10 protein-coding genes are annotated in these 14,031 nt (G+C 62.5%); 7 read left to right on the top strand and 3 right to left on the bottom strand.

Going from position 1 to position 14,031, the window contains the following annotated elements:
• Positions 1–336: hypothetical protein (locus Q0K07_RS06855; RefSeq protein ID WP_294557970.1), on the top strand; the 336-nt coding region annotated here is incomplete at its 5' end.
• A 305-nt stretch (positions 337–641) separates the two neighbouring features.
• Here the strand turns inward: Q0K07_RS06855 and Q0K07_RS06860 are convergent.
• From Q0K07_RS06860 to Q0K07_RS06870, 3 genes are all read right to left on the bottom strand, one after another.
• Positions 642–1,616: a tripartite tricarboxylate transporter substrate binding protein gene (locus Q0K07_RS06860; protein WP_294557972.1), complete on the bottom strand. Its 975-nt coding sequence runs from the start codon at positions 1,614–1,616 to the stop codon at positions 642–644.
• 36 nt (positions 1,617–1,652) lie between these two features.
• Positions 1,653–2,375 (bottom strand): GntR family transcriptional regulator, encoded by a 723-nt coding sequence (locus Q0K07_RS06865; protein WP_294557974.1) that lies wholly within the window; start codon positions 2,373–2,375, stop codon positions 1,653–1,655.
• A gap of 70 nt (positions 2,376–2,445) precedes the next feature.
• Positions 2,446–2,772 (bottom strand): hypothetical protein, encoded by a 327-nt coding sequence (locus tag Q0K07_RS06870; protein ID WP_294557975.1) that lies wholly within the window; start codon positions 2,770–2,772, stop codon positions 2,446–2,448.
• 236 nt (positions 2,773–3,008) lie between these two features.
• Between Q0K07_RS06870 and Q0K07_RS06875 the strand changes: the two genes are divergently transcribed.
• The 6 genes from Q0K07_RS06875 to Q0K07_RS06900 all read left to right on the top strand — a co-directional run bounded on the left by Q0K07_RS06875 (position 3,009) and on the right by Q0K07_RS06900 (position 14,019).
• Positions 3,009–4,451, top strand: coding sequence for a hypothetical protein (locus Q0K07_RS06875; protein WP_294557976.1), 1,443 nt, complete (start codon positions 3,009–3,011; stop codon positions 4,449–4,451).
• A gap of 906 nt (positions 4,452–5,357) precedes the next feature.
• Positions 5,358–7,472 carry a glutamine synthetase III gene (locus tag Q0K07_RS06880; protein WP_294557977.1) on the top strand — a complete coding sequence of 705 codons (2,115 nt, stop codon included), beginning with the start codon at positions 5,358–5,360 and terminating at the stop codon, positions 7,470–7,472.
• Positions 7,473–7,639: 167 nt separating this feature from the next.
• The gene (locus Q0K07_RS06885) at positions 7,640–8,746 is read left to right on the top strand and encodes a glutamate synthase (protein ID WP_294557978.1); all 1,107 of its coding nucleotides are present in this window, start codon (positions 7,640–7,642) and stop codon (positions 8,744–8,746) included.
• Positions 8,734–10,365: a glutamate synthase-related protein gene (locus Q0K07_RS06890; RefSeq protein ID WP_294557980.1), complete on the top strand. Its 1,632-nt coding sequence runs from the start codon at positions 8,734–8,736 to the stop codon at positions 10,363–10,365. The genes Q0K07_RS06885 and Q0K07_RS06890 overlap by 13 nt, the downstream gene beginning before the upstream one ends.
• A 58-nt stretch (positions 10,366–10,423) precedes the next feature.
• A complete protein-coding gene (locus Q0K07_RS06895; RefSeq protein ID WP_294557981.1) occupies positions 10,424–12,748 on the top strand; it encodes an FAD-dependent oxidoreductase in 2,325 nt (774 codons plus the stop codon).
• Between the two features lie 44 nt (positions 12,749–12,792).
• Complete coding sequence (locus tag Q0K07_RS06900) at positions 12,793–14,019, top strand: LL-diaminopimelate aminotransferase (protein WP_294557982.1); 1,227 nt, start codon at positions 12,793–12,795, stop codon at positions 14,017–14,019.
• Positions 14,020–14,031: the final 12 nt, after the last annotated feature.

Here is a 14,031-nt window from a genome sequence, read left to right on the forward strand (position 1 = left end):
TTCGACACCATCCCCGACGTGCCCGAATCTCAGGAAGTCATCGACTCCTGGCATCAGGTCAACATCGAGGAAGACGAAGACCGCCTCGTCTTCCACGGCCGCTTCGCCCGCGGCTCCCTGGTCATGGTGCTGCTCGAAGGTGAAAAGGAAACCCGCGGCTACTTCATCAACACCGCCGCCTCCTATCACCTGGCCATGTGCTCCGGCGCCTACCTCGAAGACGACGACCGCGTGATCAAGCAGAACATCAGCAAGGAAGGCCTCTCCGGCAAGTACGAAATCAAGGTGCTCGTGGAAGACACCAAGTACCAGACCGGCGTGTCCATCTTCTGCTAAGACTCTTCCCCGGGAAGGCTGTCACGGCGGCCTTCCCGCCCGCGACGGGGCTTCACTTTCCCACCCGGGCGCAGGCACTGAGGCGGAGGAAGCATATGCTTCCCCCGCCTCTTCCGTTTAATGCCCCTTATGTTCCCTGCAGCCGGAAAGCGCGGTAAAAAGCCCCGCAAAAGCCCGCATCCGGCAAAAGAAGCAGGCAGGGCGCGGAACGCCACTTCATGAACAAAAAAAAAACAGCCGCCTCCACCGGAAAAGGGCCTTTCCGGCAGAGGCGGCTGCGTCATACAGAAGAAAAAGCCTTTCCCTTACTTTTTCTTCTGAGAGTAGTGCAGACCCATGGAGAGGGCGAGATCCCTGTAGTAGTCGAATTCCTTCTGAAGAAAGGCGTCGGCCTCCTTCGGGGGAAGGTAGGCGAGGATCTCATAGTTCTCTTCTGCAGATTTCTTCATTTCCGGGCTTTCCATGGCCTTTTTCGTGGCTTCGGCAAGGATGTTCACGATGGCGTCGGGCGTATCCTTGTTCACCACCAGAAGCCGCCAGCTCGTCTGATCGAAATCATAGCCGAGTTCATGCAGCGTGGGCACATCGGGCAGCATGGCGAGGCGCTCGGCGTTGAAGGTGGCCAGAGGAATGAGATGGCCGCTCTTGATGTAGCGCATGATGTCCGGCGGATGGCTGATGAGCGCGTCGGTATAGCCGATGAGGCAGTCGATGGTACCGCGGATGGGCCCTTCGGGCTGTTCCACAAGCTTCACGTCCAGTTTCGCAATGTCACGGATGAAGTGCGTCATGCCCACCTGAAGAGAGCTCGGCGCGTTGGTCAGCCCTATGCTCGCCTTGCCGGGGTGGGCCCTGGCGTAGGCCTCGAATTCACGGAAGGTCTTGAAGGGCGCGTCCTTGTGCGCCACAAAGAGTATGGGCAGAAGCGTGGCCCGCGCCACACAGCGGAAATCCCGGGGTTCGTACACCGGGGCCGTCATGTTGGGCTTGAGCACCATGGGCCCCATGGCGGCGAAAAACACGTTGGCGCCGTCGGGCGGGGTGTCGAGCACGGCCTTTGCGGCCTTGCCCATCATGCCGTATTCAAAAAGAAACGGCACCCCCAGCTGCTTCTTCATCTGCTCGTTGTACACCTTGCTCAGGGCATCGTAGGGCGTCGGTTCAAAAGGATGCCATACCGTCACCGGTCCACTGGGGTATGTTTCCGCGGCAACGCCGGACCACGCAGGCAGAAACATACTTGCCGCGACAGCCAGGGAAACCATCCATCGTTTCAGCATATTCACTCCTTCCCGGACGCTCCGCTTCCCCCTTTCTCATTCCCAGCGGTTGAAGGAATGAAGCGTCACCTGTGCAGGATTGAAAAACACAAGGCTCTCACAAAGCAGCTCATCCTTCAGGCCGAAACTGCGCTGCGCCCAGAAAAGCAGCGGAGCGCCCTCCTCCAGTCCGAAGAATGCGGTCGTTTCCCGCCATGACCGGCATGCGGAAAAAGCCGTGATGGTATGTGAAAGCTCCTCCCCCGTCACCGCGCGGACAAGCTCCCCATAGGAAAGTTCCCGCACCTGCTCTTCCTTCAGCCGCCTTCCCCCGGAGGAAAAGATGTTGAAGGTGAGCACGGCCGGCATGTCGTTCAGCATGTGTTCCGAACGCTGCACCAGCCGGGGGCGCGGCGTCGTCACATGCAGCGAAACCTCCCCGGAAAGCAGGTCCTGTTCTTCAGGACGCGGCGCAAAGCGTATCGTCTTTGTCCTTCCGCCTCCGCTCTCCAGCATGCGGCGCAGATTGACTTCCGCATCAAAGCGCATGGTCGTGCGAAGAACGCTCGGATTGACGATATTCCCCACACCGTGCCTTTTGGTAAGGAACCCCGCACGGTCGAGCAGGCTCAGCGCTTCCCGCAGCGTTGCCCTGCTCACATCCAGTCTGCCGCACAGCTCCTCTTCCGAGGGAAGCCTGCGCTCGCCTTCGGGAAGCGCGCGCATAAGCTCCAGAAGCCTTTCTCCCACCGTGCGGGCCAAGGGTGATCGTTTACTCATCAGACGTCTGACCTCTTTTTCTTATCCGTGCAGACAGGCGCTGTCAACACTGTTTTCTTTCAAAAGATGCTCATGCGGCGAAAAGCTTGCCGCAGTTGCGGCAGCGGTAAAGATGCCTGCCGTGTCTGTTGTCCAGGGCATGCCCCGCCTTGTGGCCCAGGGCCGCACCGGAAACGGCCCCCGTCACCGCGCCCACAAGGCCGCCGGTGAGCGCGCCGATGGCGGAACCGAGCACGGGCACCACGGAGCCTATGGCCGCACCCGCAGCCGCTCCCACGCCTATGTTGGAAAGACCGGCGGCCGCGCCGCCCACGCCCCCCGCAGCAGTGCCGAGGGTGCGGTAACGATCGTCCTTCACCACGCGGAAACTTCCGCATTTCGGGCAGCAGATACTCATGCTTCACCTCCGGAGACTTCCTGCCGGATCATAGGGGAAAAGAGCCCCCCCTTCAAGGCGGGTGCGGGGCGTGCCCGCCATGCCTTGCGGCACAAGGGAAAACGGGCTCTTTTTTGGGAATGGATTTGATAAAAATATAACATGCCGCTACAAGAGTGTGTCGATACTTTTCCTGCCATGGCAGAGGCAACTGGCCGGCCTCAGCAAGACGGGTTTTCCCGTTTTCAGGAGTATGTATGCCTTCATTCCGTTTCGCCAAAAGCGCCCTGGCGCTGGTCTGCCTGCTCGCCCTGAGCGGCACCGCCGTCGCCTCGGAAAGCGCGGCCATGAAATCCCCCGCCACCGACGGCGCCTATGTGCTCAAAATGCTCGGCTTCACCAACAACGTGAAGATCAAGCTGCTTGACGGCAAGCGCAAGACCATCGACGACGGCGTGGTCATCCGTCAGAGCTATGTGAAGGACGGCAAGGTGGTCATTCCCGCCGCCGGTCTGTTCACCACTTCCCGCTGCAGCAACTGGTGGTCGTTCAACGACCATACCTTTACCATTGCCGGCAAGATGTATCACTTCATCACGGACGAATATCAGCAGGACGTGGTGAAGAACGTCACCATGAAGCCCGGCGACATCATCTTCGGCAATGAAGAAAAGACCAGAGGCTGGGAACTCAAGGCCATCGACCCCGACCCCTTCGGCATTGAAGGCGGCCACATGGCCTACTTCTGGCTCATCAAGACCACGGGCAACTACTACGGCAACCCCTTCATCGTGGTGGGCGGCAAAAATGTGAAGCCCTCCGCTTCCGACGGTTCCCTGCTCAAGAGCGGCTCCGGCCTCAAGGAAGGCACCACTTCCTGCATGGAACAGCCCGACATCCGCCCCTACCTCGTGGGCAACAACATCTCCACCAACTCCCGTTCCGTGATCTATGTGGATTCCATCGGTCCCAATGAAGCGAAGATCAAGGAATTCGTCACGGTGAGCACCTCCAGGGCGCTCATCTCCCCGAACGCTCCCATCATGGGCCTGTACGGCAAGGGCGACACCCTCAAAGTCGGCAAGGCCACCGTGGAAGTGACCGACATCACCGCCGACACCGCCACCGTGAAGATCACCGACGCCTCCGGCACCGTGACCAGGACGCTCAAGGGCGACAAGGAATCCCTCAAGCTCTTCCCCGCCTCCCGCGTGGTGTGCAAGGCCATGTACGCCCAGTCCAAAAGCGGCAGGGAACTTGTAAACCTCAATCCCCGCAATGAAGGCGGCATCTTCGTGAACGGCAAGGTCGCCCTCATGGCTCACAGCGATGTCATCACCGTGACCAACGGCGGCGAATGGGCGGCCGACAAGCGCTTCGTCACCCGCCCCGAAATCTGCGCGGAATGCTCCTTCATCCACGAAATCGTGCTGGAAAACAAGGAACCCATCGTTCTTGATGCCAAAAACAACACCTTCAAGGGTCCTGAAGGCTATTTCAGCATCGTGATCGACAAGATGAACGGCGACACCGTGGAAGCCTGGCATGTGGAAAACGCCAGGACCAAGACCGAGAACCTCGCCGGACGCGCCAAGGGCAAGCACATCGACCTCGTCATCGGCGCTGCCTGCCGTTCCACCGGCCACTTCTTCAGCCGCGTGTACGGACAGCTCTACAAGGAGGCCATGGGCGTGAAGTGATGCACGTCATTCATATCGACGTGTCGTTATGAACTCAAAGAGCCGCATGGGCAACCATGCGGCTTCTTTGCTTTAAAAAGAATACCCTCCCCGGCGGAAAGGTCCGCCTGACGGCATGTCCCCCGCCTTTTTCCCCGACATCCCGGCCCTTTTCCCGATATTCCCGCCTGATATCACCGCCCGACATCCCGGCCGCTGGCGCAAAAAAGCCCCCGGCATCCCCTTTCTGAATATTTTCTACCTTTATGTAGAAAATCACCTCTGCGCGCAGGCCATCGCACGGCCCCCGAAGGGAGAAAAAGGCCGTTTTTCCCGGAAGCGGCGGCCCGGGCAGGAAAAAAAACGCGCCTCTCCCGTGCCGGGCGCTCCCCTCCGGTCTCTGCGCTGCGTGCGGAAGCGCAAGGCTCCTTTTTTCCGCCTGCCGGAACATCCTTTCCCGGTATTGCCCGAAGCAGCACAAAAAAGGCCCGTGTTTTCCGCAGGTTCTGCCCCCTGCGGCGCAAGGTGCAGCCCCCGGGCGGCCCGTCATGCCCCCGGCACGGCGCTCCCCGGCGCCCTTTTCCCAAAAAATAAGCGCCTTCTGCCGTTGTGCGGCCGGGCCTGCCTTCCGGAAAGCCCGAAATCCACATTCCGGTAGATTTTACCTTCCTGTGCGCCAAGTCCCCGGTATCTCTTCCTTATTTTCCGCTTTTTCTCCTTTTTGTTACATTTTTGTATGATGTAGATACAGATTATTTTCTACCTTTTGGTAGAAAAGAAGAACATTCTTATCCCGCCTCTGAGCATAGGAAATTTTTTATTCCTGTTATTTCCATATATTATACTTCATACGCTTCTTCTGGCACGGTTCTTGCTTTTCTTCCGGCATGAAAACGCGGGAACCTTCTCCCAAAGGAGTTAACAAACATGTCAAATCCTGAAGCGACAAGGCATGACGACGAATATTTCGGCTGCGACGTCTTCACCCTGGACACCATGCGTCAGCATCTGCCCCACGACGTGTACGCCAACCTGGAACAGACGGTGCTGAACGGCACCCGCCTCGATCCGGCCATTGCCGGCACCGTGGCCAACGCCATGAAGGACTGGGCCGTATCCCGCGGGGCCACGCACTACACCCACTGGTTTCACCCGCTCACCGGCCTCACCGCGGAAAAGCACGACGCCTTTCTGCAGTGCGTGGACGGCAGGATGATTTCCTCCTTCTCGGGAAAGACGCTGCTTTCCGGCGAACCGGACGCTTCGAGCTTCCCTTCCGGCGGCCTGCGCTCCACATTCGAGGCCCGCGGCTACACCGCATGGGATCCCACCTCCCCGGTCTTTCTCATCGGCCGCACCCTGCATATTCCCACCATGTTCTATTCCTACACCGGCGAAGCGCTGGACAGGAAGGTTCCCCTTCTGCGTTCCGTTTCCGCCGTGTCGCGGCAGGCGCTGCGCATTCTGCGCCTTTTCGGCAACGATACGGCGCGCTATGTGACGGCGCAGGCCGGGCCCGAGCAGGAATACTTTCTGGTGGACAAGGCCCTTGCGGAAAAAAGGCCCGACCTTCTCATGACCGGCCGCACCCTGTACGGCGCCACCACCCCCAAGGGGCAGGAAATGGAGGACCATTATTTCGGCGCCATTCCCGCCCGGGTCATGGCCTTCATGGAAGATCTGGAGCACACGCTGTTCCGTCTGGGCATTCCGGCGCAGACCAGGCACAACGAAGTGGCTCCGGCGCAGTTCGAGCTTGCGCCCATGTATGAACAGGTGAACATCGCCACCGACCACAACATGCTGGTCATGAACCTCATGCGTCACATCGCGCCCCGCCACGGCTTCATGTGCCTTCTGCACGAAAAGCCCTTTGAAGGGGTGAACGGTTCGGGCAAGCACAACAACTGGTCCCTGGCCGATTCCGAAGGCAACAACCTGCTCAGGCCCGGCGACACGCCGCAGGACAACGCCCAGTTCCTGGTCTTTCTCGCCGCCGTGCTGCGCGCCGTGCACAAGCATGCCGCCGTGCTGCGCCTCGGCACCACGGGCGCGGGCAACGATCACCGCCTCGGCGCCAACGAGGCCCCGCCGGCCATCATTTCCGTGTATCTCGGCGATCAGCTCGCGGAAGTGGTCGATTCCTTCACGGGCAACGGCTCCTGCTCCCGCAAGACAAGGCCCACCCTGAACATCGGCGTGGACGTTCTGCCGCCCCTGCCCTGCGACTATTCCGACCGCAACCGCACAAGCCCCTTCGCCTTCACGGGCAACAAGTTTGAATTCCGGGCCGTGGGTTCCTCCCAGTCCATCGCTCCGGCCAACATCGCCATCAACGCGGCCGTGGCCTGCGCGCTGGAAGACATTGCCGACCGCCTGGAAGCGGACACCGCCGCTGGCACGCCCCTCAACGACGCCGTGCAGCGCCTGCTCACCGACCTTTTCACCGAACACGCGCCCATCGTGTTCAACGGCAACGGCTACACCGAGGAATGGCCCCGCGAGGCCGCGCGCCGCGGCCTGCCCAACTACGCAGGCACGGTGGAAGCCCTTGAGCACTACAGCGACCCGGACGTGCTCGCCACCTTCTCCCGGCAGGGCATACTCTCCGAGCGCGAATGCCTCTCCCGTCAGGAAATCCTGCTGGAGAACTATGCCAAGACCATAGGCATAGAGGCCGCCACCGCAAGCCGCATAGGCCGCACCCTCATTGCTCCCGCGGCCATGAAGGCCCAGAGCGCCGCCGCCGACATGGTGAACCGCACCCTGTCCGCCCTCGGCAGCGTGCCCGAAGCGGAGGAAAGCTTCCTCGCTCAGCTTTCCACCCTTACCGGAAAGCTCCTGCTGGCCCTGCGCAGCCTCGATGAAAAGCGCATGACCCTTGCCGGAACCGAAGGCGCGGACGCCTGCGCCCGCTTCGCCCGCGACGCGGTGCTTCCTGCCATGAACGAATGTCGCTTCCTGGCCGACAGCCTGGAAGCCATGATGTCCTCCTCAGACTACCCCATGCCCGGTTACGCCGCCCTCATGTGGACGCACTGAGCATCACCGGCCGGGCCTGCCCGGCCGGAACCTGAACCCTGCCGGAGGGCGGGCCGTCGGCCCGCCCTTCCGTCGGAAGGCCCGGTACAAATACGCATCGCGGACCTCTCCTGTTCCACCGCGCGCACGCGCTCCACGAGCCGTGACACCATTTCAAGGAAAACACCATGTGCAGAATAGGGTCCATAAAAAGCATCACGCCCGTGGGGCCGAAGGCGGCCCTCACCCTCATGCTTCCCCAGCAGGAAGGACACGACAATTCCGGATACGCCATGGTCATGCAGGACATGGCCGGGGTGTTCGGTGAATGGAAGGACAAGCCCCTTCTTTCCGCCGCGTGCACGCGCGAAGGCATGCGCGCCGTGGACGACTACATGGCCGAACACCACTTCACCCTGCTCTTCAGCTGGACGCCCAAGTACGACGCAAGGCCCGGGCTGAACATACGGCCCATGGAACGCTACCTCTTCCGCGTCTACGACTACCCGCCCCATTACCGCTACAGCAGCGAAGAGGAGAAGGCCGACCTTCTGCTCGACACGCGCCTTGCCCTGCGCGCCATGCTGGAGGAAAGAAACGGCGGCTTTGTCTATTCCTTCTGGCCCGACGTGCTCACCCTCAAGGAAATAGGCGACCCGCGCGACATCGCCGCCTACTTCCGCCTCTGGGACGACACCTGCCCGCTGCTGGCCCGGAACATCGTGACCCAGTGCCGCCAGAACACCAACTACGACATCGTGCGCTACGCCGCCCACCCCTTCTTCCTTCAGGGCTATACGGTGTGCGTCAACGGCGAAAACACCTTCTACACCAAGAACAAGGAATTTCAGAAGTCCCTGCACCGGGGCTACACCGGCTTTGAATCCGATTCCCAGTGCCTGCTCTACAGCCTGCACTATGTGCTGCACGAACTCAGATGGCCGCCGGAATACTTCAAGCACGTCATCACCCCCCTGCCCTTTGCGGAAATCGACGGCAGGGAAGACGCCGACGTTCTGCGCATCATCCGCGAAACGCTGGCGCATCTGGAAATCAACGGGCCCAACGCCATCATAGGCATGCTTCCCGACAGCCGCATGATCTGCTGCTGCGATTCCAAGAAGCTCCGCCCCGTGGTGGTGGGCAGAACCGACGGCATGCTGGCCGTTTCCTCCGAAGTCTGCGGCCTGAACGCCGTCATGCCGGAACGCGACCCCGCCCTCGACATCTACCCCGGCGAACGGGAAACCATCATCATCGACAATGATCTCAGGGTACGCATATGCAGGCAGTAAACGCTCTCGACATCTGTTCCGAAGACCTGCGCTGGGTCATCCGGCACGATCCTTCCCGCTGCACCATGTGCGGCAGCTGCGTGGCCCAGTGCGCGCAGAACGCCATTGAGGCGGTCATGCTGCGCTGCGACGTCACCGTTTCCGAAAAGCCCGTGCCGGAACCGGAAAAAAGGCACCTTGCGCGGCCCGTCATCCGCCAGAAGACCGACCTTGCCCACCTGTGCGTGGGCTGCGGCTTCTGCGCCAGGGTATGCCCCAACGGGGCCATTCATCCCGAACGCAACCCGGATCAGCGCTTTCCCCTCATCGGCCGCGCCCACGGCCCCATACGGCGCGGCGGGCGCACCAATCTGAACACGCAGCGCACCCTCGACGCCATCGTGGTGGGCCGCATCAGCCAGATGACCGACCCCGCCCTTGATTCCGAACGCCACACCTTCGACATGCGCGCTCCCCTGGGCCGCGTGCTGCCCACCAACGCCATGCCCCTTGAGGTGAGGGACGGACGGCTGGTCAGAACCGACCGCATCCCGCCGGTGAACTGGATCTATCCGCTCCTTTTCAGCGATATGTCCATAGGCGCCCTCTCCACCCGCGCATGGGAGGCCATAGCCATGGCCGTGGCCTATCTCAACGAGGAATGTTCCCTGCCCGTGCGCATGAGTTCGGGCGAAGGCGGCATGCCCGTGAAGCTTCTGGAATCGGATAAGCTCCGCTACTTCATCATACAGATAGCCTCCGGCCACTTCGGCTGGGACCGCATCGTCAAGGCCCTGCCCCGCATGAAGACCGACCCGGCGGGCGTGCTCATCAAGATCGGTCAGGGCGCCAAGCCCGGCGACGGCGGCCTTCTGCCCGCCTCCAAGGTGGCCCCGCACATTCAGGCCATACGCGGCGTGCCGAAGTCCACCCTGCATTCCCCGCCCAACCATCAGGGCCTGTATTCCATCGAGGAATCGGTGCAGAAGATGCACCTTTCCCTCAACGCGGCCTTCGGCTTCCGCGTGCCCGTGGCCATCAAGTGCGCGGCCTCGGCCACGTCGGTTTCCGTGTACAACAACCTTCTGCGCGATCCCTACCGCATCTGCGGCGGCTTTTTCATCGACGGCATACAGGGCGGCACCGGCGCGGCCAACGAGGTTTCCCTCGACCATACCGGCCACCCCGTGGTCTCCAAACTGCGCGACTGCTACCTCGCCGCCGTGGGACAGGGCCTTCAGGGCCAGATTCCCCTGTGGGCGGGCGGCGGCGTGGGCCTTACCGGCAATGCCGCGGCCGACGCCTTCAAGATGATATGCCTCGGCGCCAACGGCGTGTTCATCGGCAAGCTCCTCATCCAGCTTCTGGGATGCGTGGGCAACGAGAACGGCCGCTGCAACAACTGTTCCACAGGCCTGTGCCCCAACGGCATCTGTTCGCAGGATCCGCGCCTTGTGGCGCGGCTCGACGTGGACAGAGGGGCGCAGGCCATCGTGGACTACGTTCTGGCCTTCGACAGCGAAATGCGAAAGCTCATGGCCCCCATCGGCAACAGCTCCCTGCCCGTGGGCCGCTCCGACGCCCTCGTGGCCACCGACCGCGCCGTGGCCGACAAGCTCGGCATCGCCTACGCCTGCTGATCCCGGAAAAGCCGAAAGGCCTTTCCGCAACGGAACCTCTTCCTTCAAAGGCAATACCATGTTTTCCATAGATACGCTCATCCGGCACGAACGCATGTCCACGCAGAGCCTGCTGCTCGCCATTTCCGAAGCCGTGAACCGGGGGGAAACGGAATTTCTCATCCACGCCTCCGGTCAGCACGACATAGGCGGCCCCCTGTGGAACAGGGAAGGCCGTCCCCTGCACTTTCATGTGACCAACCCCGGCCAGAGGGTGGGCTGCATGGGCCTCGACAACACCGACATCGTGGTGGACGGCCCGGCCCCGGCCGACGTGGGCTGGCTCAATTCCGGCGCGCGCATCACCGTGAAGGGCGATGCGGGCGACACGGCCGGGCACTGTGCGGCCTCGGGCGTCATCTACATCGGCGGCAGGGCCGGCACGCGCTCCGGCTCCCTCATGAAGCACGACCCGCTCTACCCCGAGCCTGAGCTGTGGATTCTGAAGTACACCGGCTCCTTCCCGTGCGAATTCATGGGCGGCGGCAGAATGGTGGTATGCGGCCTCGATGCCGAAGACATGCCTTCCGTTCTCGGCGAACGCGCCTGCGTGGGCATGGTGGGCGGCGTGGTCTACTTCCGGGGCAATCCCGGCTCCTATGCGGAAAACGACGTGGCCGTGCATGAACTTGATGAAGAGGACATCGCCTTCCTTTCCGGCGGCATGAGCGCCTTTCTCCATGCCGTGGACAGAACAGACGCACAGGAGCGCCTCTCCCGCTGGAGCGAATGGAGAAAGCTTCTGCCCCTGCAGAGCGGCGAACACATAAGGCATCCTCTGTCCATGCGCGAATACCGCAGGGAAAAGTGGGTGAAGGGCGGCATATTCAGCGACGTGGTCAGCGACAATTTTTCCGTGAACGGCCTTGTGGCGCGCGGCAGATTCCGCCTGCGCGTGCCCTCGTGGGACAACGCCGCCACGGCCGCGCCCTGCGAATACGCCTGCCCCGCGCACATTCCCACCCAGAGGCGCTTCAACCTGCTGCGCCAGGGCCGCACGGAAGAGGCCCTGCGCCTTGTGCTCGATTATTCCCCCTTCCCCGGTTCCGTATGCGGCCATGTGTGCCCGAACCCCTGCATGGACGCCTGCACCCGCGGCAGACGCATCGACCTGCCCATGCAGATAGGCGCCCTCGGCCGGGAATCCGCCGCTCTGACCGTGGAACAAAAGGCGCAGTCCAGCGGGAAGAAGGTTGCCGTCATCGGTTCCGGCGCGGCCGGACTGTCCGCGGCATGGCAGCTTGCCCGCAAGGGGCACGACGTCACCGTATACGAGGCCGACCATGTCATCGGCGGCAAGATGGAACAGGTCATTCCCCGTGAAAGGCTCGATCATGCCGTGCTGCAGGCGGAAATCGCCCGCATTGCCTCCATGGGCGTGAAATTCGTGACCTCCTGCCCGGTGGACAGGGAAAGATTCGACGCCCTGCGCAGGGAAAACGATGCCGTCATCGTGGCCGCAGGCGGCACGAAGGCCCGCATGTTCCCGTGGAAGGGCAGAGAGCGCGTGGTGCCCGGCATCGAGTACCTGAAGGCCGTGAACCGCGGCGAACACCCCGCCACGGGCAGGCACGTCATCGTCATCGGCTGCGGCAACGCGGGCATGGACGTGGCGGCCGGGGCCTATGCCGAGGGAGCGGAGCACGTCACCTGCATCGACGTGCAGAAGCCCGCCGCCTTCGACAAGGAAATCGCCCATATCGAGAATCTGGGCGGCACCATACTCTGGCCCGTCGTGACGCGCGAAATCACGGATAAGGGCATCATCGACGATCAGGGCCGCCTCATTGCCGGCGACATGGTCATCGTGGCCACAGGCGAGGAACCGGACATTTCCTTCCTGCCCGAAGGCGCGCCCACCTTCAGGGAACACTGGCTCGTGCCCGGGGAAGACGGAAGCGTTCTGCCCGGCGTGTTCGCCGCAGGCGACGTGATACGGCCCGGGCTTCTTGCCGCAGCCATCGGTTCCGGCGCACAGGCGGCAAGGGCGGCCTGCGCCTTTCTGGAAGGCCGCCGTCCTGAAAAGGAAAAGGCCCGGCCCATGGCCTCCGCCCGCCTCAGCCTGGAATATTTCAGCCGCGTGCACAAGGCGGACATGCCCGCCCCGGCAGGCGACCATGCGCGCTGCATCAGCTGCGGCAGCTGCCGCGACTGCGGCATGTGCCTGCATTCCTGCCCGGAAGGCGCTGTTTCCCGCGTGGAAACGGAAGAAGGCTTTGCCTACGTTTCCGACCCGGAACGCTGCACAGGCTGCGGCATCTGCGCGGGCGTGTGCCCCTGCGGCGTATGGACCATGAGAAACAACGACCCCATGCTCTTCCCCGCAGGGCGCACGGTGGCATAACTCTTTCCTCCGGCACGGCCGGAGAACGCATCCGGAGCTTCTCCATGACAAGCATCAACAACGCCTACGCGGGCCTTTCCGGCAATTATCTCTTCAGTGAAGTGGCGCGCAGGGTTTCGGCCTTCAGAGCGCGGAACCCGGAAACGGAAGTCATCAGCCTGGGCATAGGCGACGTGTCCCTGCCCCTCATCCCCTCCGTCATCCGCGCCCTGCACAAGGCCGTGGACGAAATGGCCTGCGCCGACACCTTCCGGGGCTACGGCCCGGAACAGGGCTACGCCTTTCTGCGCGAGGCCATACGCAGGCACGATTTTCTGCCCCGCGGGGTGAAGCTCGACGCGGATGAAATCTTCATCAGCGACGGAGCCAAGAGCGATATCGGCAATTTTCAGGAACTGTTCGGCGACGATGCCGTCGTGGCCATCACCGACCCGGTCTACCCCGTGTACGAGGATTCCAACGCCATGGCGGGCCGCGCGGGCGTCAGGGAAAACGGCCGCTGGAGCCGCATCGTGTACCTGCCCTGCACCCGGGCCAACGCCTTTCAGCCCGACCTGCCCGACACGGCCGTGGATGTCGTCTACCTGTGCAGCCCCAACAACCCCACAGGCACCGTGCTCGACCGCGCCTCCCTCACCGCCTGGGTGAACCATGCCCGGGAACACGGAAGCCTCATCCTCTTCGATGCGGCCTACGAGGCCTTCATCCGCGACGATTCCCTGCCCCGCAGCATCTACGAAATCCCCGGAGCGGACGAGGTGGCCGTGGAATTCCGCAGTCTTTCCAAGACGGCGGGCTTCACCGGGCTCCGCTGCGGCTATGCCGTGGTGCCGAAGAAGCTCACCGCCCGCACGAAGGACGGCCGCACCCTTTCGCTGCACGACATGTGGCTGCGCCGCCAGTGCACCAAGTACAACGGCTGCCCCTACATCGTGCAGCGCGCGGCCGAGGCCGTGTTCCAGCCCGGGGCGGAAAAGGAACTGGCCGCCGGTCTCGCCGTGTACCGCAACAACGCCGACCTCATGCTTGCCTCCTTCCGCCGCATGGGCCTTTCGGCCTTCGGCGGCGTGCATTCGCCCTACATCTGGCTTCAGACGCCGGACGCCATGCCCTCATGGGACTTCTTCGACCTCATGCTGGAAAAGGCCGCCGTGGTCTGCACCCCGGGCGCGGGCTTCGGCGCAAGCGGCGAAGGCTACGCGCGCTTTACGGCCTTCAATTCTCCCGAAAACACGAAAAAGGCCCTCGAAAGGCTGGAAAAAGCACTGTAACGGCCCTTCCCG

Origin of the sequence: uncultured Mailhella sp. (genome assembly GCF_944324615.1) — a bacterium.
Taxonomy (GTDB): Bacteria; Desulfobacterota; Desulfovibrionia; order Desulfovibrionales; family Desulfovibrionaceae; genus Mailhella.